22 protein-coding genes and 1 pseudogene are annotated in these 24,366 nt (G+C 58.1%); 17 read left to right on the top strand and 6 right to left on the bottom strand.

All coding sequences use genetic code 11. The features are described 5' to 3' along the window. Positions 1-18 precede the first annotated feature (18 nt). From GS620_RS10990 to GS620_RS11035, 10 genes and pseudogenes are all read left to right on the top strand, one after another. Complete coding sequence (locus GS620_RS10990; protein WP_171205500.1) at positions 19-1,032, top strand: TRAP transporter substrate-binding protein; 1,014 nt, start codon at positions 19-21, stop codon at positions 1,030-1,032. Positions 1,033-1,111: 79 nt separating this feature from the next. Further along, complete coding sequence (locus tag GS620_RS10995; protein WP_171615837.1) at positions 1,112-2,281, top strand: mandelate racemase/muconate lactonizing enzyme family protein; 1,170 nt, start codon at positions 1,112-1,114, stop codon at positions 2,279-2,281. Between the two features lie 58 nt (positions 2,282-2,339). Beyond that, positions 2,340-3,140, top strand: a complete 801-nt coding sequence (locus tag GS620_RS11000) for a TRAP transporter small permease subunit (protein ID WP_253283884.1) — start codon at positions 2,340-2,342, stop codon at positions 3,138-3,140. Further along, a complete protein-coding gene (locus tag GS620_RS11005) occupies positions 3,140-4,762 on the top strand; it encodes a TRAP transporter large permease subunit (protein ID WP_171227998.1) in 1,623 nt (540 codons plus the stop codon). Before GS620_RS11000 ends, GS620_RS11005 begins: the two co-directional genes overlap by 1 nt. A 10-nt stretch (positions 4,763-4,772) precedes the next feature. Next, positions 4,773-5,723, top strand: a complete 951-nt coding sequence (locus GS620_RS11010; RefSeq protein ID WP_171615839.1) for a phytanoyl-CoA dioxygenase family protein — start codon at positions 4,773-4,775, stop codon at positions 5,721-5,723. 24 nt (positions 5,724-5,747) lie between these two features. After that, the gene (locus GS620_RS11015; protein WP_171615841.1) at positions 5,748-7,250 is read left to right on the top strand and encodes a UxaA family hydrolase; all 1,503 of its coding nucleotides are present in this window, start codon (positions 5,748-5,750) and stop codon (positions 7,248-7,250) included. Then, positions 7,247-8,251, top strand: coding sequence for a Gfo/Idh/MocA family oxidoreductase (locus GS620_RS11020; protein WP_171615843.1), 1,005 nt, complete (start codon positions 7,247-7,249; stop codon positions 8,249-8,251). Before GS620_RS11015 ends, GS620_RS11020 begins: the two co-directional genes overlap by 4 nt. 101 nt (positions 8,252-8,352) lie before the next feature. Continuing rightward, positions 8,353-9,276 (top strand): annotated as a pseudogene (locus GS620_RS11025) (NAD(P)-dependent oxidoreductase); the annotation flags it as partial. 3 nt (positions 9,277-9,279) lie between these two features. After that, on the top strand, positions 9,280-10,161 hold the full coding sequence (locus GS620_RS11030) for a DMT family transporter (RefSeq protein ID WP_171615845.1): 882 nt from the start codon (positions 9,280-9,282) through the stop codon (positions 10,159-10,161). Beyond that, complete coding sequence (locus GS620_RS11035; protein WP_171615847.1) at positions 10,158-11,021, top strand: sugar kinase; 864 nt, start codon at positions 10,158-10,160, stop codon at positions 11,019-11,021. The genes GS620_RS11030 and GS620_RS11035 overlap by 4 nt, the downstream gene beginning before the upstream one ends. On the opposite strand, the gene GS620_RS11040 is transcribed toward GS620_RS11035, so the two are convergent. Both GS620_RS11040 and uxaC read right to left on the bottom strand, forming a co-directional pair. Further along, positions 11,008-12,204: a mannitol dehydrogenase family protein gene (locus GS620_RS11040; protein ID WP_171615849.1), complete on the bottom strand. Its 1,197-nt coding sequence runs from the start codon at positions 12,202-12,204 to the stop codon at positions 11,008-11,010. The two genes, GS620_RS11035 and GS620_RS11040, sit on opposite strands and share 14 nt — an antisense overlap. Then, positions 12,205-13,548 carry a glucuronate isomerase gene (gene uxaC, locus GS620_RS11045; RefSeq protein WP_171616146.1) on the bottom strand — a complete coding sequence of 448 codons (1,344 nt, stop codon included), beginning with the start codon at positions 13,546-13,548 and terminating at the stop codon, positions 12,205-12,207. A 123-nt stretch (positions 13,549-13,671) separates the two neighbouring features. Between uxaC and GS620_RS11050 the strand changes: the two genes are divergently transcribed. The 7 genes from GS620_RS11050 to GS620_RS11080 all read left to right on the top strand — a co-directional run bounded on the left by GS620_RS11050 (position 13,672) and on the right by GS620_RS11080 (position 20,434). Next, positions 13,672-14,688, top strand: coding sequence for a Gfo/Idh/MocA family protein (locus GS620_RS11050; RefSeq protein ID WP_171615851.1), 1,017 nt, complete (start codon positions 13,672-13,674; stop codon positions 14,686-14,688). Beyond that, positions 14,685-15,686, top strand: a complete 1,002-nt coding sequence (locus tag GS620_RS11055) for a Gfo/Idh/MocA family protein (RefSeq protein ID WP_171615853.1) — start codon at positions 14,685-14,687, stop codon at positions 15,684-15,686. The genes GS620_RS11050 and GS620_RS11055 overlap by 4 nt, the downstream gene beginning before the upstream one ends. Next, positions 15,683-16,735, top strand: a complete 1,053-nt coding sequence (locus GS620_RS11060; RefSeq protein ID WP_171615855.1) for a Gfo/Idh/MocA family protein — start codon at positions 15,683-15,685, stop codon at positions 16,733-16,735. The genes GS620_RS11055 and GS620_RS11060 overlap by 4 nt, the downstream gene beginning before the upstream one ends. After that, the gene (gene uxuA / locus GS620_RS11065) at positions 16,732-17,913 is read left to right on the top strand and encodes a mannonate dehydratase (protein ID WP_171205489.1); all 1,182 of its coding nucleotides are present in this window, start codon (positions 16,732-16,734) and stop codon (positions 17,911-17,913) included. The genes GS620_RS11060 and uxuA overlap by 4 nt, the downstream gene beginning before the upstream one ends. A 224-nt stretch (positions 17,914-18,137) precedes the next feature. Next, on the top strand, positions 18,138-19,028 hold the full coding sequence (locus tag GS620_RS11070) for an NAD(P)-dependent oxidoreductase (RefSeq protein ID WP_152458543.1): 891 nt from the start codon (positions 18,138-18,140) through the stop codon (positions 19,026-19,028). A gap of 11 nt (positions 19,029-19,039) precedes the next feature. Next, positions 19,040-19,903 carry a sugar phosphate isomerase/epimerase gene (locus GS620_RS11075; RefSeq protein ID WP_171615857.1) on the top strand — a complete coding sequence of 288 codons (864 nt, stop codon included), beginning with the start codon at positions 19,040-19,042 and terminating at the stop codon, positions 19,901-19,903. A gap of 111 nt (positions 19,904-20,014) precedes the next feature. Beyond that, entirely contained in the window at positions 20,015-20,434 is a 420-nt protein-coding gene (locus GS620_RS11080; RefSeq protein ID WP_171615859.1) for a secondary thiamine-phosphate synthase enzyme YjbQ, read from the top strand. Between the two features lie 30 nt (positions 20,435-20,464). On the opposite strand, the gene GS620_RS11085 is transcribed toward GS620_RS11080, so the two are convergent. The 4 genes from GS620_RS11085 to GS620_RS11100 are packed head-to-tail and all read right to left on the bottom strand — an operon-like array spanning position 20,465 to position 24,364. After that, positions 20,465-21,235 (bottom strand): SDR family oxidoreductase, encoded by a 771-nt coding sequence (locus tag GS620_RS11085; protein WP_171227984.1) that lies wholly within the window; start codon positions 21,233-21,235, stop codon positions 20,465-20,467. Further along, positions 21,232-22,272, bottom strand: a complete 1,041-nt coding sequence (locus GS620_RS11090) for a zinc-binding dehydrogenase (RefSeq protein ID WP_171615861.1) — start codon at positions 22,270-22,272, stop codon at positions 21,232-21,234. Before GS620_RS11090 ends, GS620_RS11085 begins: the two co-directional genes overlap by 4 nt. After that, entirely contained in the window at positions 22,269-23,369 is a 1,101-nt protein-coding gene (locus GS620_RS11095) for a mandelate racemase/muconate lactonizing enzyme family protein (protein ID WP_171231327.1), read from the bottom strand. The genes GS620_RS11090 and GS620_RS11095 overlap by 4 nt, the downstream gene beginning before the upstream one ends. Continuing rightward, positions 23,366-24,364: an ABC transporter permease gene (locus GS620_RS11100; protein WP_152458549.1), complete on the bottom strand. Its 999-nt coding sequence runs from the start codon at positions 24,362-24,364 to the stop codon at positions 23,366-23,368. Before GS620_RS11100 ends, GS620_RS11095 begins: the two co-directional genes overlap by 4 nt. Between the last annotated feature and the right edge of the window lie 2 nt (positions 24,365-24,366).

Here is a 24,366-nt window from a genome sequence, read left to right on the forward strand (position 1 = left end):
AACGTCTGGGAGGACAATATGAAAGTAGTCAAGACAGCGGCCGTGGCGGCCGTAGCCACGACAATGGCAGCCGGTTTCGCGATGGCCGAAACAACGAAGCTTAGAATTCAAACCCATTTTTCGCCCGAAACTCTGTCTGGCCAGATGGCTGCAAAATTCGTTGAAGACATTCAGGAAATGTCGAACGGCGAAATCGAAGTTGAAATGTTCTATTCCTCTTCGGTGGTCAAATCGGTTGAAACCTTCGATGCCGCAGCTACGGGAATTCTGGATTGCGACATGACGGGCGGCGGCTATCAGACCGGGAAAAACCCGGCCTTCCAGTTTGCGGGTGACCTGCTCGGCGGATATCAGAACCCATACCAGCAAATGGCTTGGCTTCTTCATGGCGGCGGAAGAGAAGCTGTAAACGATCTATACAACGGCTACGACATGGAGTTCATCGGATGGTGGATTCCCGGGCCGGAGTCGCTTTCTTCGACCAAGCCGATTGCAAAAGTTGAAGACTTCAAGGATTGGAAATTCCGCTCGCCTCCAGGCCTTGCAACCAAAGTGTTCGCGGAACTTGGTGCTTCTCCGATCGTGATGGACTTCAACGAAATCTTTACGGCCTTGGAAACCGGCATCATTGATGGTGCGGATGCTGCGAACCTGACTAACAACGTGGGCCTCGGTCTGTACGAGATCGCAGGTCATACAAACTATCCCGGTTTCCACTCGATGCCCGCAGATCACCTAGCCTGTCGCAAAGACGTCTGGGAAGCGATGCCTGCGCACCACAAGAAGATCATGGAAGTCGCAATGGATAGCCTGGCATTGCACAATGCGACAATCAATGAAGTGCAGAACGCTCAGACTGCAAAAGACCTGAAGGCAAAAGGTGTTCAGTTGTACGAATGGTCGCCTGAAGACCTGGCAGCGTATCGCGCGGCCGTTCAGGTTGGTTGGACTGAGTTCGCAACGACTCCTGAGGCAAAGGCGCTTTTGGAAAGCCACATCAACTTCCTGCGTGACCTGGGCGCAATGCAGTAATCAGGCTTCGACCGCATTAGGACACTCGGAAAGGCCGCATCAGCGGCCTCTCCGCATCTGCGCCAGGGTTCAGAACTTCATGAAAATTACCAGAATTATAAGTCATGTACTGCAGTACGACATGCCGGAAGTTCTGGGCTACTCGCAACAGTATTATGACAGGCGCACAACCCATCTGGTCGAGATTCAGACAGATGAAGGGGTAACCGGTTGGGGCGAGTGCTTTGGTCCCGGAAACGTAGCCATAGCCAACAAGTCCATCGTCGAAAAGGTAATCCAACCAATGGTCCTCGGATTGGACCCCTTGGACAAAGACGTGATCTGGCACAAGGTGTACAACCTTTTGCGAGACCATGGCCAAGGCGGAATGCCAATACAGGCTTTGTCCGGGGTGGACATCGCACTTTGGGACATCACCGGAAAAATCTCTGGCCTCCCCCTCCATAAACTTGTCGGGGGCGCGCATCGCACAAGCGTTCCTTGCTACGGCTACGGCATGATGCTCCGGGATGAACCGATTTCTCATCTGGCCAGCCGTTTTGAGGATGAAGCCGCAAAGATCAAGGCAATGGGGTTTACCGCCACCAAAATGAAAACGGGCTTTGGCCCGAAGCCTGATGTGAAGCTGTGCGAAGCAGTTCGACGCGGAGTTGGTGACGACTTTCCTTTTATGGTCGATGCGAACCATGCCTATACGACTTCGGACGCGTTTTTTGTCGGTCGGGCGCTGGAAGAACTGGACGCATATTGGTTCGAAGAACCCGTCGCGCCAGAAGACATGGAAGGATACCGAGAATTGCGCGCTTCGCTTAAAGTCAACATCTCGGGCGGAGAGGCGGTATTCAACCGCTGGGCCTGGCGCAGTCTTCTTGAAAATCGAGGTATAGACATAGCGCAGCCAGAAGTATGCGCTTTGGGCGGTGTTTCAGAGTATCTCAGGGTACTGGCCCTATGCCACGCACATTTCACTCCGGTCGTAAATCACGTCTGGGGCAGCGCCATCGCCGTCGCAACTAATCTGCACCTACTGGCGGCCATGCCAGCAATTCCAGGCGGTTTGCATCCTTGGGAGCCGATGCTGGAGTTCGACACAACGGACAACAAGTTTCGGGACGATCTGCTGACCGTACCGCTGGAAATTCAAAATCAGGTCAAGGCCAATAATGGCCGTGTCATGATCCCGACTGGCCCCGGACTGGGTGTCGAGCCGGATCGAGACTTTATCGATCATTACAGGATCGAAGGATAGGGACGAGGGTTACGCGATGCACAAGAATTCAGGCGGACCAATTGAATGGCTCATACCGTTGGCCTTCGTCGCGACTGCCAGTTGGCTTGTTTGGCATCTTCCAGCATTCCTGTTGGATTGGCTGCCTTACACCTCTGAATCCCTCAAAAGTCAGGTAACGGAAATATATCTACGCAGCGACGTCACGCCAGAATTGCCGGGTGTGTTCGGGGGGTTTGTCGACATCATCGACGTGGCCGCGCTCGTCCTTCTGCCGTTTCTTGCAGTGATTGGTACAAAGACCGTGCGCCCGGCGACGATGGAGTTCGAAGGCTCGACGGTTATGGATCGTTTCGCCCTGTTCATAGGCCGAGTTACGATGATGATGATAGCAATCATGACTGTCGTCATGCTCTACGAAGTCTTCATGCGCTATATCCTTGAGAAGCCGACCGAGTGGGCCAACGAAATGACGCTCTGGTTCGCCAGCTTTGTGTTTTTGATGTCTGGCTACTACGCCATGCAGCAACGCAGTCACATACGAATATTCCTGCTTTACGACGCAGTTCCACGTTGGCTTCAGCGCGTTTTTGACACGGTTTCGACAATACTGATCGTCCTGTTTGCCTTCTTTCTGGTCTACGGCAGTTACAAACAGGTGTTCGTCAATAAGCTCTATAAATGGGAGCTTTATGGCTCCGCCTTCAATCCTCCGATCCCGGCGACGTTGCAGCCGATGGTACTGATCGTGATTACGCTCGTCGCAATGCAGGCAATTTTGAACTTGGTCGCGGATTGGAACAAAGAACCGGAAATCCACACAGATGAACCGGACGAAGACGAAATTGAAATGATCAAACGGGCGATGGGACAAGACTGATGGATATTGGAACAATCTCACTCATCCTGATGGTCGCCCTGATCATTCTCCTGGCGATCGGGATGCCCCTGGGTCTGGCCTCGGCTTCGCTTGCGGTTCTGGTTCTTGTCCTGAAGTTCGAACCGACACTTCTTTTGAACCCGTTTTCATTCGGCGACGGGATTCTCACCGGGCGGCCAGGCACTGGGCCGCTCTATATCCTGGCGCAAAAGATATACGGGCTCTTAACGGACTATGTGCTTATATCCGTACCTTTGTTTATCTTCATGGCGTCGCTGCTAGAGCGGTCTGGGATCGCGCGCGACATGTATTCGTCGCTGAATGTCTGGCTGTCCAGAACGCGTGGCGGTATCGCGATCGTGACCTCGATTATGGCAGTGATCATGGCGGCCATGTCCGGCATCATCGGCGGTGAGGTTGTCCTGCTGGGCCTGATCGCCCTGCCCCAGATGCTGCGCCTCGGCTATGATCAGAACCTCGCGATCGGCGTCATCTGCGCCTCGGGGTCGCTGGGTACCATGATCCCGCCCTCGATCGTTCTGATCATCTATGGGCTGATCACCGAAACCTCGATCAAGTCGCTGTTCACCGCGTCTTTCATTCCAGGCTTCATGCTGGCCTCGATGATCATCCTGTACATCATCATTCGCACGCGGCTGAATCCTCACCACGCGCCGCTGCCGGAACCGGACCCGAGCGACCCCGAACCGGCTGAAAAGCGCAAACTGTTTGCGGCCTTCATGAGCATCGTCGTCGCTGGGTTTTCTACTGTTCTTTTTATCCGGGCTGCGTTTTTCGAGCTTTCCGGCTCGAACGCTGCCAGCCAGGGCGAGCCCGCACGGCTGGGTACGGCTGACTACCTGCCCTGGTTTGCCGGCATCACGATCATCGCCCTTCTGCTGATCTTCTTCGTCTTTGGCAGACAGCGCGCCAAAATCGGGTGGGAAATGGGCAAAGGTCTCGTCGCGCCGCTGGTCGTCATCGGCGTCGTGCTCGGCTCGATCTATGGCGGGATCACGGGCATCACCGAGGCTGCAGGCATGGGTGCCTTCGCTGTTCTGATCATCGCCATTCTGCGGGGCGAAGGATCATTCGAGCTGGTTTGGGACAGCTTGATGCGGACGCTCAAATCCACAGGCACCATCATATGGGTCACCATCGGGGCCGCCGCGCTGGCGGGTGCCTACACCATTGCCGGCGGACCTCAATACGTGGCCGACCTGATCGTCGGGCAAGACCTGCCGACCATGCTGGTCATTCTGGTAATGATGCTGATCCTGCTGTTCATGGGCGCGTTCATGGATTGGGTCGGCATCGTGCTGTTAATCATTCCGGTCTTTCTGCCGATCGTCCTGCGCCTTCCTATCGAGGAAATCGGTCTCATTGGCGAGTTGCAACCGAGTCATGTCGCGATCTGGTTTGGTGTCGTGTTTTGTATGAACATGCAGGTCAGCTTCCTGTCCCCCCCGTTCGGCCCGGCTGCGTTCTATCTGAAATCTGTGGCTCCGCCGCATATCAGCCTGACGGATATCTTCCGCGGCTTCCTGCCATTCATCGGGATCCAGTTGCTGGCGCTTTCCGTTCTTCTGATCTGGCCGGGCATCATCGCGCTGCTTTTGTGAGGTTGTACACATGCTGACACAAGATCAGATTGGCAAGTTCCAGACCGATGGATACCTCGTGGTCGAGGATGTAATTCCCGGTGACGTCCTTGATCGGGTGCAAGCCGAATATTCGGATGTCCTGAACCGGCTATATGACGGTTGGTACGATAAAGGGCTGGTCAAGGACGAGCCGTCCGGAATGTCCTTCTGGGACAAACTCCTGTCCGCCTATCAGGCCGGTTGCGACTATTTTCAGCCATTGGACATCTCATTGCCCGGCGACCGGATCATGGCTGACACACCTTTCCATATTGGGCCGGCCGTGTTCGACTTGCTGACGGCCCAACCCATGCTGGACATCGTCGAGCAGTTGATCGGGCCAGAGTTGGTCAGCAATCCGATCCAGCATGTTCGGCTGAAGCCCCCTGCCCTCAAGCTGTCCAAGGACGAGGTGCGGGCGCATATCACCGCAACGGACTGGCATCAGGACCGGGCAGTTGCGTTGGAGGATGCGGACCAGACCGACATGGTCACGGTCTGGATTGCCGTCAACGATGCAACAGTCGAAAACGGCTGCCTGCAAGTGCTGCCTAAGGCACAGGACCAATCCATCCTGCCGCATTGCGCGCGGACGCAGACAGGCATTGCCGACGGGTTCATTGACGAAGACCGCGCCCTGCCCCTGCCTGTCAAGGCGGGCGGGATCATCCTGTTTCACCCTCTGACACCACATGCGTCGCTGGTCAATAAAACGGACCGGTTCCGCTGGTCTTTCGACATCCGCTTCAGTGCAGCAGGCCAACCCACCGGTCGAGACCATTTCCCAGGCTTCATCGCGAGGTCCAGATCGCGCCCCGAAACCGAGCTGCGTGATTGGCGTGTCTGCAAGTCAAATTGGGAGGCGGCGCGGGCAAGGCTGTCCGGGCAACTGCACATAGATATTCACCGGTGGACATCGGACTCGCCCTTTTGCGCTTAGATTCGGCTGCCAGGAAAGCTGATTATGACTTTTGTACGTTTAGATCGAACGGATAGCGTGGTGGTTGCAACTCGGCCTCTGGAGGCCGGCAGTTTGGTCGAGGATGTCACGACCAATGCGCGCATCCCCTCGGGCCACAAGGTCGCCACGCAGATGATTGTACCGGGCGATCCGGTGAGAAAATATGCCCAGATCATCGGTTACGCGACCCAAATGATCCACCCCGGCGATCATGTGCATACCCACAATGTCGAGTTCCGCAACACCAGCGTGGACTACGAGTATGCGACGGATCACAGGCCTATGAGACCCGCCGCTTCGGTCGATACGTTCATGGGCTACCACCGGGACAGTGGTCGGGTCGGTACGCGTAATTACATCGCGGTTCTGACCACCGTGAACTGTTCGGCGACGGCGGCTCGCATGATCGCCAATCACTTCACGCCGGACAAGCTGGCCGAGTATCCAAATGTCGACGGCGTGGTGGCTTTTGTCCACGGAACAGGCTGCGGAATGGCCGATTCAGGCGACGGTTTCGAAGCTCTTCAACGGGTCATGTGGGGGTTTGCCAAACATCCCAATCACGCTGCCGTTCTGATGGTCGGTCTGGGCTGCGAGATGAACCAGATCGACTGGCTGCTGGACGCGTATGGGCTGAAGCAGAACCCCACTTTCCAGACGATGAACATCCAGAACATCGCCGGACTGCGCCGGACCGTGGAAATGGGCATCACCAAGATTAATCAGATGCTTCCCATTGCCAATGAGGCGCGGCGCAGCGAAGCCCCTGCGTCCGAATTGATGGTTGCGCTACAATGCGGTGGATCGGACGCCTGGTCCGGAGTGACCGCGAACCCGGCGCTCGGACGCGCCTGCGATCTGTTGGTCGCCCAAGGCGGCACGGGTGTCTTGGCTGAGACGCCCGAGATTTACGGAGCCGAACACCTTTTGACCCGCCGTGCCCTTGATCGCGCAACCGGGGAAAGTCTGATCGGACTGATCGATTGGTGGCAGGACTACACCGCCCGCAATCACGGTTCGATGGACAACAACCCAAGCCCCGGCAACAAACAAGGGGGTCTGACGACCATCCTTGAGAAATCGCTGGGGGCGGCGGCGAAGGGCGGAACCAGCCCTTTGACCGGTGTGTTCAAGTACGCCGAACCCATCACCGCCAAGGGCTTCACCTTTATGGACAGCCCCGGATATGACCCAGCCTCGGTGACAGGGCAGATCGCGGCCGGGTGCAACCTTGTGTGCTTCACCACGGGGCGCGGCTCTGCATTTGGATCGAAACCGGCGCCCACGCTCAAAATCGCCACCAATTCGGAATTGGCAGCGCGCATGCCTGAAGACATGGACGTTGATGCGGGCGACATCCTGACCAAAGGCGTCAGCGTCGAAGAAAAAGGACAGGAAATATACCGACGACTGCTCCAAGTCGCCTCGGGTGAGCAAACCAAGTCCGAGGCGCAGGGCTTGGGTGATTACGAGTTCGTTCCCTGGCAGATCGGAGCGGTGATGTGAAACGGATCCTTGTAGCCGGCGGCGGATTGATAGGTATCCGCCACGTGCGCGCCGTGATTGAGCATCCCGGCTGCACGTTGGTCGGGTTGGCCGATCCAGACGGCTCGATCCAGATCGACGCGCCGCGTTTTGCCAGTATGGACGAGGTGCGGGACCCGGTGGATGGCGTTATCATTGCAACGCCGACCCGCCTGCATGCCGAACATGGCATTCTGGCCGCATCCCGCGGTTGGCACATGCTGATCGAAAAGCCGGTTGCCGCGTCGGTCGATGATGCCCTGCGCCTGAAGACGGCCGTTCGTCAAGCCGAACTCCGCAGTCTGGTGGGGCACCACCGGCGGTATCACAGCACCTTGCAGCACCTGAAAAAAGTGATCGAGAAAGGTGCGATCGGACAAGTCATCAACGTCTCGTTGTTGTGGGCCATGCGCAAGCCCGAAAGCTATTTTGAACAGAACTGGCGGACTTCGGATGGCAGCCCGGTCATGATCAACCTGGTGCATGATATCGATGTCCTGCGCTTTGTGATCGGAGAAATCTCGGATGTCGTCGCCCTGCCCGGTGCGTCGATCCGCGGATCGGATCGGATAGAAAGCGGCGCGGTCGCGATTGCGTTCGAAAACGGCGCGACGGGCGCCATCAGCTTTGCTGACACCGCGCCCAGTCCCTGGGGGTTTGAAGCCGGAACCGGCGAAAATCCGAACATCGGCACGACCCACCAGGACATGATGTGGATCACGGGAACCAGCGGCGCTGTCAGTTTTCCCTCTATGACCCTGTGGCGCGGAAATGATTGGAGTACTGCGGCCCAAAAAAAACAACTTACACGACCGGAACAGCAACGCGCACCGCTGGAGGCGCAACTGGATCACTTTCTTGACGTGATCGACGGCGCGTTTCCACTGATCGACGTCGAGGATGCGGCCCGGACGCTCGAAGTCACATCAAGGATCGAAATGGGGCTTAAGGCGCGATCAGCTCGAGTGCGGGCGCCGGCCTGATGTACATGCGGTCCGGCAATATACCTGCCACTCAAGAACCAGCGATTGTCCTCCGGGCGAATTAGCATCCAAACCGCGAAACCGCACACACCAGACACAAGAATGAAAACCAGACACATTCACGGAAAGGGAAACCAATGAGCAAACCATCAATCGGGTTTATCGGCCTGGGTCTCATGGGCGGAGCCATGGTGAGCCGGCTGTTGGACCAGGGATACTCGGTCACCGTGTTGGGAAACCGAGACCGCACACATCTGGACGCCGCCATTGACCGGGGCGCCCGCGAGGCGCAAAACGCCCGGGAACTGGCTCAGGTCTGCGACATCGTGATGCTGTGCATGGGAACCTCTGAACAGGTCGAGGGCCGTATGCGTGGTGCTGATGGAGTGATCGCGGGACTGAAACCCGGGGCGATCGTCATCGACTTTGGCACCTCGCTTCCGGGCAGCACGCGCGCCGTGGCCAAGGAGGTTGCCGCAGCCGGCGGAAGCTATCTTGATGCGCCGCTTGGCCGGACGCCCTCGCACGCGCTGGAAGGCAAGCTCAACATCATGACGTCCGGCGACAAGGCTGCCTTTGACAAGGCCGAGCCGACACTAAAGGACCTGGGCGAGAACGTCTTTTACCTTGGCCCGGTCGGATCGGGACACACCATCAAACTGATCAACAACTTCTTCGGAATGACCGTTGCGAACGCGATGGCCGAGGCCTTTGCCATGGCCGACATCACCGGCGTTGACCGCAAGCAGCTGTACGACGTGATGGCCGCAGGGCCGCTGCATTCCGGAATGATGGATTTCGTGAAGGCCTACGGTGTCGAGAATGATCCAAACCAGCTGGCCTTTGCCATCAAGAACGCTGCAAAAGACCTTGGGTACTATGATCGAATGGCGCGCGAGGCAGGCGTTTCAAGCGTGATGTCGCAGGGTGCGCTTTCGGCGCTGAAGGACGCGCGCGACCACGGTCAGGCGGATGACATGGTCAGCCAGATGGTTGACTACTACGTCAAGCGTTTCAACACCTAATCGATGGGCGTCACCGCCAACCCCACTGCGGACCTGCCGCGCCTTGGCATCGTGCTGATGCTGATGGCGTGGCTGATCTTTTCGCTGGTGGACCTTGGGGCCAAGTGGTTGGCGTTGGCCGGCGTGCCGGCATTTCAGTTGGCGTTCATGCGCTATGCGGGGCACTTCGTGATCTCGGTGGGCGTGATCGCCAAAGGTGGGATTGAGGCCGGCCGGTTCAAAACGGACCATCCATGGCAAGTCATAAGCCGGGCCTTGTTGCTGATCTCGGCGACCGTTTTCAATTTCTATGCCCTGCGGTTTTTGCCTCTGACCGTCGTATCGGCAATCATGTTTTCCAGCCCGGTCATCGTGTGTTTTCTGTCCGTCTTCGTGTTGAAAGAAAGCGTGGGCCCATGGCGTTGGGCGGCCATCATCCTGGGCTTTCTGGGGGTGTTGGTTGTCGTGCAGCCGTTTGGTTCGGCCTTTCATCCAACTATGCTGCTGATCGTCTACAACGCCACCGCGTTGGCCTTGTACTCGATCATGACGCGCAGGCTGTCCGGGGTTGTTGCGGTGGACACCATGCAATTCTACCTCGGGCTTACCGGGACTGTAGTTCTGTTGCCCTTCGCCCTCTGGTACTGGGTCCAGCCGGAAAACACCTGGAGCCTGATTGTCCTGATCGGCCTTGGCGTCTTTGGCTGGGGCGGGCATCAACTGCTGACGAACGCGCATCGGTTCGGAACGGCCAACCAGTTGATGCCATTCACCTATTCGTTCCTAGTCTATGTTGCGATTTGGGGCTATCTGTTCTTTAACACGGTACCTGATGCATTCACGTTGGCAGGAGCTGCGCTGATCATGGTCGCCGGGCTCATCATCTGGAAAAGAGAAAAGAAATGACGCGAATTGCCTGCATCGGCGAAGCAATGATCGAATTGTCCATGCTGGAAACCGGCGCACAGGTAGGCGTCGCGGGGGATACGCTGAACACAGCCATCTACATGCGCCGCGCAGCGCCTGACCTGCAGGTGGGGTATGTGACATGTCTGGGTGACGACCCGTTTTCGGGGCGCATCGCGGACTTCATCGCCAGCCATCGCATCGGGACATCCGGCATCCGCATCATTCCGAACGCCTCTCCTGGATTATATGCAATCACGACATCCGCGGACGGTGAACGCAGCTTTACCTATTGGCGCAGTGAGGCGGCCGCCCGCCAGCTTTTTGCCGATCACGATTTCAGCTCGTTGAACGGTTATGACGTGCTGTACTTGTCGGGTATTTCTGTGGCCATTCTTCCGCAAACGGTTCGGCTTGCGCTTCTGGACTGGCTCGAAGGCTCTTCCGTCCGGTTGGTCTATGACAGCAACTTTCGTCCGCGTCTTTGGGACAGCGTTGAACACGCCCGGCAGATCAACCAGCGGCTTTGGCGGCGTGCTGACATTGCCCTGCCATCCATCGACGACGAGATGGCACTGTTCGGGGAAAGCGCGGATCAGGTGGCAGCACGCTTTGCCGTCCATCACGGCATCGGTGCGTTGAAACGCGGAGAGAACGGACCTCTGTCCATCGGTCAGAACATTGAACAAACCTATGAACCTGCCAAGAGCGTACTGGATACCACAGCAGCGGGCGACAGTTTCAACGGTGGGTACCTCGCGGCCTTGCTGACCGGGAAATCACAGGCCGTGGCCCTGATGGCTGGACACAATCTGGCATCCACCGTTGTTCAGTTCCGCGGCGCGATCATTCCCGGATAAGTGGCGCGAGGTCTTCGGCCCCGACAAGACGCAAAAGCGGCACTAGCGGATCTGGCTGCTTGGCAGCCAAAGCGATTTCCGACGCGCAAGGATCGTTCAGCGCCCTGCCTTTGGCGGTCTCAGACGTGCAATAGGAAATCCAGGCCCGCACCCCCGTGATCGCCGCCTGAGACCCGGTTTCACGGAGTGTGGGAATAAACCGATAGGGCAGCTTTTGGCTGCCATCCATCGCTATTTGGTCCAAACGGTGCGCCAGCTCGGGGTTTTCAAACCGGCGCAACAGAGCCTCGGCATAGTCCATGACCTGCGCTTGCAGCGCAGCGGGCAGCGTTGCACCCGCATCCTTCATCAACCCGGAAACAAGCGGGCGCAAGACCGGGTCTCGAACCGCTTCGTGAACGTAGCTCAGGCCCCGCTCCAAACCTGCATAAGCCAACAGGGAATGGGCACCGTTCAACATGCGCAGCTTTCGCATCTCGTGCGGGGCCACATCATCGACCAGTTGCACGCCAGGCCATTCCGGGTGCGGACCGGCAAAATTGTCTTCGACCACCCACTCCGAGAACGCTTCGGTCGGTACGGCCATAGGATCGCCGCAGATTGCGCGAACGGCGTCCGTAGTGGCCGGGGTGATCCGGTCGACCATCGCGTTGGGAAAGCGAACGGCATCCCAATTGACGTCCAGACCGGCTGCATTCGCAAAATCGGAAACGGCCATCTCGAGCGTTTTTCCGTTTTCCATGCGGTTGTCGCAACTCAGCACCGTCACTGGCTTGCGCCGTTCCGCAAGGCCAAAAGCCAGAAACCCGATCAGCGTCGCAGGCCCTTGCCCCGCCAGATCGGCGGCAATCGCCGAGTCCTGAAGGTTCAGCTTGCCCGCGGCATCCAAATGATAACCTTTCTCGGTCACGGTCGCCGAGATAATCTCGGCATCCGCCATCGCGTCTAATACCGCTGCACGATCCTCGGGCGCGACCAGAACGTCCCGCAGGGCCTTGATGCGCCGGACGCCCTGCCCCTGTACGCACAGGTCGTACTCGAAACCCTGACGGGCCAATCCATCTCGAACCGAGGATGAACGCAGGCTGACGCCGACAACGTCCCATCCGCCCGCTTGATCGGTGTAGTCCAGCAAATGCGCCCGGGCAAAGTTTCCAAGGCCGAAATGAAGAATTGTACCCATCTAGCTTTGCAACCCGTAAACCTGTTTCGCCAGATCAACCGCCAGCAACCGCGCAAGATGCTCGGCACTGTCCCGACTGAAGCAACCGCGCGCAACCTGCTCGGCCAGATGAATCGCCACGCCCCGCCGCCAAAGGTCGTGTCGTGCAGGAATGGACAGAAAGGCTCGCGTGTCGTCATTGAATCCGGCCAAATTGAAATATCCGGCCGTTTCAACAACCTGATCGAAATACCGCACAATCCCGGCTGGGCTGTCATGGAACCACCAAGGCGGCCCTATCCGAAGGCATGGCCAATGTCCCGCCATCGGGGCCAGTTCACGGGCATAGGTGCTTTCGTCCAGTGTAAACAGAATGATGCGCAGTTCCGCCGTGTTTCCGACCCGGTTCAACAGTGCCTCAAGGCCCGTGACCCAGTCCATCGCTATTGGAATGTCGGCCCCCTTATCCCGTCCGAAGTCCCGCATTACAGCGGGGTTCGTGTTGCGCTTGCTCCCAGCATGTATCTGCATGGTAAGACCATCATCGACAGACATCTGTGCCATTTCGATCAGCATATGCCCATAGAACCGGCGAGCATCCTGTTCGGTCCCTTCCCTCCGTCTCAGCCGCTGGTACATCGCATCCGGATCTTCCAGCCACTCGGTCTGCACGCGTTCGATACCGTGGTCGGTGGCTGTACAGCCCAGCTGGATGAAATAAGCCCGCCGCATCCGCAGCGCATCGAGATAGCCATCATAGCTGCCCAGATCGCAACCTGTCAGTTCGGCCAACTTGTTCAGGTTCTGTACGAACTCCGGATCCGCCCCATCCAAAACCCCGTCTGGGCGGAACGTCGGAACAACCCGCCCGCCCCAACCGCTTGCACGGATCTCCTGATGCTCCACGAGGTCGTCGAGAGCGGAATCCGTGGTAGCCAGAACCTCGATCCCAAACCTGTCGAACAAAGCCCTCGGGCGAAACTCGGGTTGCGCGAGCTTTTCTGAGATCTTGTCATAGATCAGGTCTGCCGTGCGCGAAGACAACTCGTCAGACACGCCCAGCGTTTCATGCAGCACGTAGTTCATCCAGATCCGGGATGGCGTTCCCAGAAACAGATGCCAGTGCTCGGCAAAGGTGCGGAACACGGCGCGAGGATCCTTTTTTCGTCCCTCTTCCCCAACGCCAAGTTCGGACAAGGGAACGCCCTGCGAATAGAGCATACGGAACACGTAGTGGTCGGGAACCACCAACAGCTCTGCCGGGTTGGGAAACGGCGCATCGGTTGCAAACCAACCCGGATCGCAGTGACCATGCGGAGACACGATCGGCAGGTCTTTGATGCCCAGATACAGGTCTTCTGCCATCCCATTCAAATTACCAGTCAATTCTGCCTCCGATACTGCCGCCCGCAATTGTTAACACAGTTTTTAATGGTTGCATCTTTCCCGTTCGAACCCGCAGACTGACCGAGTGATCCGGGGGATTTAATGAATATAGCGTTGATTGGTTTGGGGATGGTTTCTGGCACGCATGTCGCCGCCATTCGGGCATCGGAACAAGGCCTCAGTCTTGCCGGCGTCCTCGGGCGCAATCCTGAAAAAACAGCTGAGTTCGCGCGGCGAAACGATACCCTCGCATTCGGCTCGGTCGAGGAAATTGCAAACGACCCAAACGTTGACTTTGCGATCATCGCAACCCCGCCCGATCAGCGCACAGAGTTGGTGCGGGTTCTTTCGACCGCTTCGAAACCGATCCTGATGGAAAAACCCATCGAAAGAACGCTGGACGCCGCGACAGCCATTGTCGAGCAGTGCGAGATGTCCGGCGTGCCGCTGGGCATCGTCTTTCAGCACCGCGCCCGCGCCGCCTCGCAGGCGCTGAAATCAGCCATCGAACAGGACGAGTTCGGCGCGATTGCCACGGTCGAGATCCGTGTCCCCTGGTGGCGCGATCAAAGCTACTATGACGAACCGGGTCGCGGCACTTATGCACGCGACGGTGGCGGCGTCATGATCTCGCAGGCAATCCACACGCTTGACTTAGCGATGTGGATGCTGGGGCCGATCTCGGACATTCAGGCCGTGATGAGGAAAACTCCACTACACGATCTCGAGGCCGAGGATTGGGCAGGTGCCATCTTTGAAATGGGTAACGGCGCGGTGGGCACGTTGATGGCAACCACCGCCGAATTCCCCGGGGCCGCTGAATCAATCACCATCCAGGGCACGCGCGCCAAGGCGCATCTGGAGTCAGGTGTCCTGACCCTGACCACTTTCGACGGTCAGAAATCCACCATTGGCGAAACCGCCGCGACAGGCGGAGGAGCCGATCCCATGGCGTTCACGCATGCGTGGCATCAGACGGTCATCGAGGATTTTTCCAAGGCCGTTTCCAGTGGAACGCAGCCCATGGCCACCGGACGCAGTGCCCTTTTGACACACGCCGTCATAGACGCGATGCAGATCGCCAATCGAACCGGCCAGAAAACACGAGTCATCTCATGAGCCTGACCTGCGTCGCCCTTGGCCTGGACCACCGCCATATCTATGGCATGACAGAAAACATGCGCAAAATCGGCGTGGACTGCGTTGGCTATTGGACACAGGGCGATCCGGAAACGCTGGCGGGCTACGTCAATAGGTTTCCCGATATTCCGCGGCTGGCCCGACTGGAAGACGCCCTGACCTGCGGGGCGGATCTCGCGCTGATTTCGGCAATACCGGCAGATAGGGCCGCGTTGACGATCCGCGCCATGCAAAACGGCATGGATGTCATGAGCGACAAGCCTGGCTGCACGACGTTCGAACAACTCGAGCAAATCAAGCAAACGGTCGCGGACACCGGTCGCATCTGGTCGGTGAACTTCTCCGAACGGTTCGAAACGCCCGTCAGCACCCGGGCGACCGAGTTGGTCGAGGCCGGTGCCATCGGGCGCGTGATCCAGACGGTCGGACTTGGCCCACACCGATTGAACCGGGCGACCCGGCCAGAATGGTTTTTTCAGCGTGACCGCTATGGCGGCATTCTGACCGACATCGCCTCGCATCAGATTGATCAGTTCCTGCATTATACAGGTTCGAAAACCGCAGAAATCACAAACGCTTATGTGACAAACTACGCAAACCCAAACGATCCCGGATTGCAGGATTTCGGCGAGGTCAATCTGCGCGGCGAGAATGGAACCGGGTACATCCGGGTTGACTGGTTCACGCCGGATGCCCTGCCAAATTGGGGGGATGGTCGTCTGACGATCCTGGGCACGGAAGGATATATCGAGTTGCGGAAATATGTCGATGTGGGTGGAGCCCCGGGGACAGATCATCTGATCCTCGTCAATGGTGAAACCTGCCAAAGGATCGACGCATCCGACGCCGGCCTTCCCTACTTTGCGCGCCTGGCCGATGACATTCGCAACCGGACTGAAACCGCAATGACGCAGACCCACTGCTTTACGGTCATGGAACTGGCACTGCGCGCGCAGGAAATGGCGGAACGCAGATGATCAACGTTGCGATCCTCGGCGCAGGTATCGGTGCGCAACATCTGAGCGCACTGGAACGGCTTGACCGTACTTTCCGGGTAACCGCTGTGGTCGACCAGAATATCGACCGGATCGAACAGATACGGCAGAACTCGGGTTTTCGAGCATTGATCAACATTCAGGACGCTCTGGATGATCCGACGATTGATGTCATCGACATCTGCCTGCCGCCCCATCTGCATGTACCGACTACCCTTGCAGCACTGGCCGCAGGAAAAAACGTTGTCTGCGAAAAGCCTCTTGCGACCTCGATGCGGGATGTGGATCGGATCACGGCAGCCGCACGCGACGCGGGCAAGGAGGTGTTTCCGGTTTTTCAATACCGGTGGGGCCCGTCACTGGCCCAATTGCGCCACCTGCAACGCGCAGGCCTGACCGGAGCGGTCCAAACTGCCGCGCTTGAAACCCATTGGTCCCGAGGGGCGGACTATTACGCGGTACCGTGGCGGGGAACATGGGCCGGTGAACGCGGCGGCGCGGTTCTGGGCCATGCCATCCACAACCATGATCTGCTGACTCATATCGCGGGTGATATCGCCTGGGTGTCTGCGATGACCACAACGCGGGTCAACCCGATCGAGACCGAAGACTGCGCCGCGATCTGCTTTGGCATGACTTCCGGCGCTTTGTGCACAAGCAATATCACCCTAGGCGCCGCCACGGACGAAACCCGCCTGCGGTTCGTCTTTGAAAAACTGACCGCCACTTCTGGCACCGAACCCTATGCCCCGGGTCAAACGCCCTGGACATTCGTCGCGCGGGACCCTGTGGATCAATCCGCTATCGACGAGGCCCTTGCAGCCGCCGCTGCCGAACCAACGGGGTTCGAAGGGTTCTTTACTGAAATCGGCAAGGCGCTGCGGTCCGAGGCAAATTCGGCCGTTACGCTGAAGGATGGCGCTGCGTCCATCGGCCTTGTGACGGCGATTTATCACGCGGCGCGCACCGGGCATCGCGTTGCCCTTCCCATCAGGCCCGATCACCCGCTGTATGAAGGATGGCTGCCATGAAACAATGTTGGCGTTGGTTCGGACCCGATGATCCGATCGCCCTGGCCGATCTCCATCAGGTCGGGGTTCAGGGCATCGTCACCGCGCTGCATCACATCCCTCCGGGACAGCCCTGGGACGAACCAAGCATAGCCGACCGGCAAGCCGTTCTGGCCGCTGCCGGGTACAGTTGGGACGTTGTCGAAAGCCTACCCGTCTCCGAGGCGATCAAGACGCAGTCGGCGGACATGGCCGAGCATCTGAAGGCGTACAAATCCAGCCTCCGGGCCCTGTCCGCCCGTGGCGTCAAAGCCGTTTGCTACAACTTCATGCCGATCCTGGATTGGACGCGCACCGCCCTTCGCGCCCCGCAGCCGCATGGCGGAACGGCCATGCTGTTCGACCTGACCGACTTTGCTGTATTTGACATACATATTCTCGAACGTCCGGGCGCGTCCGAAGACTATTCCAGCGCCGTCCAGCAAACGGCCAAGGATCGCTTCTTGCACATGTCGGATGAATCCAAAGCCCATTTGCAGCACAATGTCACTGCGGGATTGCCCGGCGCCAACGATCAGTGGAGCGTGCAGGACGTGCGCGCTTTGTTGCAGACATATGCGCATATCGACCGTGACCGGTTGCGCGCAAACCTTGTCGACTTCCTGTCCGAGGTCGCCCCATTCGCCCAAGAACTGGGGCTGCGCTTGTGCTGCCATCCTGATGACCCGCCATTCTCGTTGCTTGGCCTGCCGCGGATCATGTCCAGCTCCGATGACTACGGCGCCGTTTTGGATGCCGTTGACATACCGTCGAATGGCGCAACGTTGTGTACCGGGTCTCTGGGTGTTTCCCCGGAATTCGATGGGCCGGATTTCGTGCGCCGGCATGGCGACCGGATTCACTTTGTTCACTTGCGAAACACCCGACGCATTGCGGGGTCGGACAGACAGAAGCCGGATTTCTATGAGGCTCCGCATCTGGAGGGCGACACCGACATGGTCGGCACCATTCGCGAGCTGATGAACGAACAACGCCGCCGCAAATCCCAAGGACGCAGCGACTGGCAAATTCCGATGCGGCCTGACCACGGACAAGAACTGCTGAGCGATCTGGGCGGACACAGCACTCCGGGCTATCCGCTGATCGGGCGTATGCGCGGGCTGGCGGAACTGCGCGGCATTATGGCCGCGTTCTCATAACGCGTCCGGTCAGGCGGTTTCTTCCCGCCCGGAACACTTCTTTGCTTGCCTGAACGCCGCATTCTTCGTTTACTTACGGCACGTAAACGGGCAGCGGGGTGTCTTCCGGACTCGCCCGACGTCTGTTCAAGACGCGTGAAACTCCCGCGAAAACCGATGCGATTGGGCATCATTTTTCGAAACGTCTGCCGTACGGAAATGGCGGAAAAACGGGAGGACTCCAAATGAAAACTGCAGGCGTAATCGGTCTTGGCGACATGGGCAGCGGCCTTGCCAAGAACCTGATCAAGAATGGCTTTGAAACATCAGGTTTCGACCTGAGCGAGACACGCATGACGGCATTTGCCGACATGGGCGGCCTGCCCAAGAACAGCGTTGGACAGGTTGGTCGTCACGCCGACAGCGTATTTGTCATGGTGATGAACGGAGATCAGGCCCGCGATGTCATTCTGGGTGAAGACGGGCTGGTTGCGAATATGGCCAAAGGCGGAACGGTCATCCTGTCGGCGACCATTACCCCCGCCGAAGCCCACGCTATCGGGCAAGACATGGAGGGCTCGGGCATTCATCTGATCGACACGCCGGTCTCGGGTGGGTTTCCCGGCGCGCAAAACGGCACTTTGACGATGATGGCTGCCGCCGCAGCGGATGTGCTGGACCGAAACGCCGAAGTCATGCAGGCAGTGTCAGCAACCATTCATCGGGTCGGAGAAAACGCCGGCGACGGCCAAACCGTGAAAGCCTGCCTGCAGTCCCTTATCGGATCGATCTTTTCCGCGACGTTCGAGGCTGCGGCCCTGGCGGCCAAAGCCGGTGTCAGCGGTCAAGCATTGCTTGACGTGTTCTCATCCTCCAGCGCGGGGTGCGGTGTGGTGAATACCGCCCTTGAAAACATCATTGATCGCAAGTTCGAAGCTACCGGCAGCCACATCGCAACCATGCACAAGGACCTGACGATCTCTCTGGCACTGGCCGGTACGTTGGGCGTTCCGATGCATACAGCCTCGTCCGCAATGCAGATCTTTCACGCCGGAAAAACCAAATACCCGAACGGCGACAATTGGGTGTGTACCCGCGTCATCGAAGAGATCGTTGGCGCAGAATTGCATCGCTGAGGGGGCTGAACATGAAACTAGGTGTGATTTGCGACGGCATTTCCCGCGATTTGCGGCATGCCGTTGACGTGATGGACGAATTCGGTCTGGACTATGCAGAGCTTCAGTTCGTTGATGATACGGAGGTTGGGGACCATTCCCCGCAGCAAATTGCCGAGATCGACGCGCTCTTGCGTGACCGGGGCAAGCCTGTGTCCTGTCTGTCGCGCCATATCTTTGCCGGAATGACAGCTGCAAACAGGCCCGGTGACGGCCTGCACACCGAACACATGGACGCCTTGAAGCGCGTAATCGACATGGCGCATGTTGTTGGGTCTCCGCTGGTTCGGATCATGACCCAACGAAAAGAGCAAATACTGTGGGGAAAAAACGGCGCCGAAAAGTGGAACGTAGCACATGGGGTATGGGACTCGATGCCTCCGTTAATCGCGCCAGCGGTTGAACTGGCAAGAGCTGAGGGGGTGACGCTTGTCGTAGAAACCGGAAACGGCACCCTGGTCAACTCCAACTATACAGCCCGCAAGCTGATTGACGATTTGGATGCGAAGGATGCGTTGAAAGTTCTTTGGGACCCCGGAAACAACTGCTGGTGCCATGAACTGGCATACCCGGACGGTTATGAAGAACTGCGCGGCGGCTATCTGGGGCACATTCACATCAAGGACGTGAAGGTCGACACGCCACGGGCAACACTGGAAGTGCGCCGCATGGGGGAAGGTCAGCTTGCGCCTCTGTTCCAACCCATCGCCGACGCGCTCCGATCCGACGGCTATGATGGCGTGATTTCATTCGAAAGCGTTTATCATCCCGGCAACGGAAATTTCGAAGATGGGTTTCGTCTGTGCATAGACAGGTTCAAAAGCCTGTTTGCATGAAAGAAAGCTATAGAGTGTAATTAATCAGATACTTAAGCCTCAAAGTTGAATGCCGTATGGGGTGCGGAAAGCTGGGCGCATTCCCGCAAGATCAAGGAAAGGATCTGATGGATGAAGCAAGAGCTTTTTGAGTTGTCCATTGAAACGCCCGGCAAATCCCTGACCGACATCAGCGGGATTGTTCAGCGTGCGGTTTCCGAACATGAGTTTGTCTCGGGCCTGCTGACCCTTTGGTGCGTCCACACAGGTGCCGCGCTGTTGGTGCAAGCCAATGCCGATCCCGAAGTGGTCAAGGATATCGAGACGTTCTTCGAGAAACTCGTACCCAAGTCACCAGGCAAGTATCACCACCGCCCGACCGAAGACGACAACGCCCCGTCGCATCTGCGGGCGCTGTTGACACAAACTCAGGTATCGATCCCGGTCGAACAGGGGCAGCTTCCGCTGGGCCGCGTGCAAAGCCTGTACCTGTTCGAACATCGCGAGGCACCTAAAACCCGCCGATTGAAGGTGCACTACATCGGGGATTGATGCCTTGGGTCCCATGGAGGGTTGACGGTGCTACCGCCCCATCCAGCCCCCGTCGACAACAAGGATTTCACCGTTGACGTAGTCCGACGCTGCAGAAGCCAAAAAGACTACAGGTCCGGCAAAATCACCAGGCGTACCCCAGCGGCCCTGAGGTGTTCGTTCCAGGATCGACTTCGACCGGACCGGATCGTCCTGCAGGGCTTGGGTATTGTCGGTCGCGATGTAACCAGGGGCGATCGCATTCACGTTCACGCCCTGCCCGGCCCATTCGTTGGCCAAAGCTTTGGTAAGCTGTCCAATCCCGCCTTTCGAGGCCGCGTAGCCCGGCACAGTGATGCCCCCCTGAAATGTCAGCAGCGATGCGGTGAAGATGATCTTCCCCGAGCCGCGTGCCAGCATGTCCTTGCCGATCTCTCGGGACAGAACGAACTGCGAGGACAGGTTCACCTCGATCACTTCGTCCCACCAGTCGTCCGGGTGTTCGGCGACGGGTTTGCGTTTGATCGTGCCGGCATTGTTGACAAGGATATCAATAGTTTGTCCGTCTGCCCTCAACTGATCAATAAACGCATGCAGCGCAGCGCGATCCGAGAAGTCGCATTGGTAAGCCCGGAAATTGCGTCCCATCGCCGTCACGGCTTTTTCGACATCAGACCCGGACAGCTCGAGCGAGGCCGACACTCCGATGATATCAGCTCCGGCCGATGCCAATGCCTCGGCCATGCCGCGCCCGATGCCGCGTTTGCACCCGGTCACAAGCGCAGTCTTTCCCGTCAGGTCGAAACTTTGCAAAACACTCATGAACGCGGTCCAACTTCGATCAGGCTTTTCATTGCGGTTGGGCTGCGATCCAGTGCTTCGAACGCAGCCTGAATGTCTGACAGAGGGCTGACGTCGGTAATCACAACATCCGCGTCCACTCCGCCCGAAGCGACAACTGCGATCGCCTTCTCGTAATCCTCAGGCTCATAGACCCGAGCACCGATCAGTTGCAGCTCTCTCCAGAAGAATTGGAACAGGTCGATCTGGGGCTTTTGGGCATGGATCGCGACCATCACGATCCGGGCCCGCGTCGCGGCAACGGCGGTCATCGCATCAACACCAGGCTGCGTTCCCGATACCTCAAAAACCACATCCGCCCCTTTGTCGCCCGTGCGCGCGTTGATCGTCGTCACCAGATCGGTTTCGATTGGGTTGATCGTGTCAAAACCAAGCTTTTCAGCAATCGCCAGACGGTTCGGATTCACTTCGGAGATCACGACATTGCCACCCGCGTCCCGCGCGACCATGGCAACCAGTATGCCGATCGGGCCGCCGCCGATGACGACAACGTCCTCGCCAGGTTGCAGGCCGGATAGCCGCACATCGTGGCAGGCAACGGCGACCGGCTCGATCAGCGCCGCGTGATCCATACGCAATTCATCCGGCAGAACGTGCAACGTGTGGGCTGGAACGGTCCAGATCTCTTGCATGGCGCCATCAGTGTCGAGGCCCAGGAACTTGAGATTCTGACAAATATGCTGATGCCCCCGTTTGCAGGCTGGGCATTCTCCGCAGTGATCAAGCGGTCGGACAACGACCTTCTGGCCGGGCGTTATCGTATCGACGCCCTCGCCCACCGCTTCGACGACACCGGACATCTCGTGCCCGATTACCCGGTTCAGACCGACACGGGCATCCATGTTACCGTGGTAGACGTGCATATCTGTCCCGCAAATCCCGCAATAGGCAACGCGAATGGCGACCTCGCCGGGGCCCGGAGCTGCCGCCGCGGCCTGTTCTACGGCAAAGCTCTTATTGCCCCGATAATACGCCGCAGAGATCGTCTGGGTCGTCATGTATGCATCTCCTTGTGTTCCTCATTCAGTTTGTCCCAGTCGAATTCCACTCCGGTCCCCGGCGTATCCGGGGCCACGGCCAGGCAGTTTTCCACAACCAGCGGACGGGTCGTGTACTGGTCTATCGGGAATGAGTGTACTTCCAGCCACCCCGCGTTGGGTTGCGCCGAAACGAGGCTGACGTGCAATTCCTGCATGCCATGGCTGCAAACCGGAATGCCATGCTGAGCGCTCAGCGCGGCCACGCGCAACCAGCCGGTGATCCCGCCGCAATTTGAGGCATCGGGCTGGATGAAACTCAGCTTCGCGTCATCAAAGGCGTACTCGAATTCGTGAATGGTGTGCAGGTTTTCACCCATGGCAAGGGGAACGCCCGTGGCTTCGGCAATTCGGCCATAACCTTTGTAGTCGTCTGGAATAGTCGGTTCCTCGAACCACAGGATATCGCAGTCGGCGAACCCTCGGGCGGCCTCGATGGCCTGTTCGACGCTCATGGAGTAATTCGCATCGACCATGAAGAACCGGTCCGGTCCCAGCATCTCGCGCACCGCCCGGGCGCGCGCCAGATCATCGGCCAGATCCGGTTGCCCAACCTTGATCTTGACCGCGTTGAACCCACGCGCAAGGTAGCCTTCGGTCTGCCGCAGCAGTTTCTCTAACGAGAAATTCAGGTCGATCCCGCCAGCATAGGCCTTGCACTGTTTGGACGCTCCGCCGGCCATTTGCCACAGCGGTGCATTCTGCGTTCTGCCGCGAATGTCCCAAAGTGCAATATCCACTGCCGAAATAGCGAACGAGGCGATCCCGCCCCGTGCAACGTAGTGCACGTGCCACTGCATGGCATCGTACAGGCTTTCGATCTGTTCGGCGTCTTGTCCAACCAGGAACGGCGCAAGGTCATGCTGGATCATCGCCAGAATGGCATGACCGCCCTTGCCGCCCGTATAGGTGTACCCAACCCCCTCAACCCCATCCGACGTTTGAATGGTGACGGTGATCAATTGAAAGAACGTGTGATCCCCATGTTTGGCATCAACCAGGACTTCGGCGAGCGGGACGTTGAACAGCCGCGCTGAAACACTTTCTATGCGATTCACGAACCCAAGACCTTCTGCTGCCTGGCAATAACCCGAGACTGTAAAAGGATGACCGCAAAAAGAAAGCCTCCACGTATGACCATCTGCCAATAGGCACTGAAACTGATGGTCCCCTGACCGTTTTCAAAGTTCAGAACGTTGAAGACCAGCCCCAGCAGCAGCGCGCCGGCCACCGTCGCGGGGATCGACCCCATTCCACCCGTCAACAGAGTGCCGCCCACAACGACGGATGCGATGGCCGACAATTCCCATCCTATGCCCTCAAGGGGTTGTCCGGCTCCAAAGCCCGAGGCCAGAAAGACGCCAGCCAGCCCAGCACAGCCACCCGATAGCAGGTAAACGAAAGCCTTGGCCCGGTTGACTTTCAGGCCCATGAGGTTCGAGGCATCCTCGCTGCCCCCGATCGCCAACACGGTCCGCCCGATGGTTGTTCTTTCCAGCACCAGCCAAAGTGCCAGCGTCAGTCCGGCCACGATGACGATTGCCCATGGAAACAGGCCGAACGCCTGCCCCATGCCAAGCTTAGTAAAGTTCGACCCCCAATCGACTGAAATTGTCTGGGCGCCCGAAATCACCAATGCGCCGCCTTTTGCGGCAAGCATCGTCGCCAGAGTGGCGATGAAGGGCGGAATCCGAAGGATGATAATGCAAAAGGCGTTGATCGCTCCGAAGCCCACCCCGGCAAGTACGGCCCCCGGCAGCGCAACCTGAATCCCGTATGGGCTGAGATAGGCCGCAACAACCGAGGTAAAGGCCGCCACGGATCCGACCGACAGATCAATCCCGCCGGTCATGATCACAAAACACATGCCAAGCGCAATCGCGATGAACATCGCGTTGTAATTCAGGAAAGACGAGAAATTGTAGGCGCTGCCAAAGTTGTCATAGCGCATCAGCCCGAACAGGATCAAAGCCAGCAGTGCGATCCACACCGTCACCGAGGCCGAATTACGTCGAAGGTATTTTCGCAGGTCAAAAGCCGTTTCATCCAACATCG

Source organism: Ruegeria sp. HKCCD6428 (genome assembly GCF_013110595.1).
Lineage (GTDB): Bacteria > Pseudomonadota > Alphaproteobacteria > Rhodobacterales > Rhodobacteraceae > Ruegeria.

What these genes read in the sequence shown, in the direction of transcription:
- GS620_RS11090 (WP_171615861.1), bottom strand. Translation starts at nt 22,272, where the DNA reads ATGACGACCCAGACGATCTCTGCGGCGTATTATCGGGGCAATAAGAGC.
- GS620_RS10995 (WP_171615837.1), top strand. Translation starts at nt 1,112, where the DNA reads ATGAAAATTACCAGAATTATAAGTCATGTACTGCAGTACGACATGCCG.
- uxaC (WP_171616146.1), bottom strand. Translation starts at nt 13,548, where the DNA reads ATGGCAGAAGACCTGTATCTGGGCATCAAAGACCTGCCGATCGTGTCT.
- GS620_RS11015 (WP_171615841.1), top strand. Translation starts at nt 5,748, where the DNA reads ATGACTTTTGTACGTTTAGATCGAACGGATAGCGTGGTGGTTGCAACT.
- GS620_RS11100 (WP_152458549.1), bottom strand. Translation starts at nt 24,364, where the DNA reads ATGTTGGATGAAACGGCTTTTGACCTGCGAAAATACCTTCGACGTAAT.
- GS620_RS11075 (WP_171615857.1), top strand. Translation starts at nt 19,040, where the DNA reads ATGAAACTAGGTGTGATTTGCGACGGCATTTCCCGCGATTTGCGGCAT.
- GS620_RS11060 (WP_171615855.1), top strand. Translation starts at nt 15,683, where the DNA reads ATGATCAACGTTGCGATCCTCGGCGCAGGTATCGGTGCGCAACATCTG.
- GS620_RS11035 (WP_171615847.1), top strand. Translation starts at nt 10,158, where the DNA reads ATGACGCGAATTGCCTGCATCGGCGAAGCAATGATCGAATTGTCCATG.
- GS620_RS11005 (WP_171227998.1), top strand. Translation starts at nt 3,140, where the DNA reads ATGGATATTGGAACAATCTCACTCATCCTGATGGTCGCCCTGATCATT.
- GS620_RS11070 (WP_152458543.1), top strand. Translation starts at nt 18,138, where the DNA reads ATGAAAACTGCAGGCGTAATCGGTCTTGGCGACATGGGCAGCGGCCTT.
- GS620_RS11040 (WP_171615849.1), bottom strand. Translation starts at nt 12,204, where the DNA reads ATGGGTACAATTCTTCATTTCGGCCTTGGAAACTTTGCCCGGGCGCAT.
- GS620_RS11085 (WP_171227984.1), bottom strand. Translation starts at nt 21,235, where the DNA reads ATGAGTGTTTTGCAAAGTTTCGACCTGACGGGAAAGACTGCGCTTGTG.
- GS620_RS11050 (WP_171615851.1), top strand. Translation starts at nt 13,672, where the DNA reads ATGAATATAGCGTTGATTGGTTTGGGGATGGTTTCTGGCACGCATGTC.
- GS620_RS11080 (WP_171615859.1), top strand. Translation starts at nt 20,015, where the DNA reads ATGAAGCAAGAGCTTTTTGAGTTGTCCATTGAAACGCCCGGCAAATCC.
- uxuA (WP_171205489.1), top strand. Translation starts at nt 16,732, where the DNA reads ATGAAACAATGTTGGCGTTGGTTCGGACCCGATGATCCGATCGCCCTG.
- GS620_RS10990 (WP_171205500.1), top strand. Translation starts at nt 19, where the DNA reads ATGAAAGTAGTCAAGACAGCGGCCGTGGCGGCCGTAGCCACGACAATG.
- GS620_RS11010 (WP_171615839.1), top strand. Translation starts at nt 4,773, where the DNA reads ATGCTGACACAAGATCAGATTGGCAAGTTCCAGACCGATGGATACCTC.
- GS620_RS11055 (WP_171615853.1), top strand. Translation starts at nt 14,685, where the DNA reads ATGAGCCTGACCTGCGTCGCCCTTGGCCTGGACCACCGCCATATCTAT.
- GS620_RS11030 (WP_171615845.1), top strand. Translation starts at nt 9,280, where the DNA reads ATGGGCGTCACCGCCAACCCCACTGCGGACCTGCCGCGCCTTGGCATC.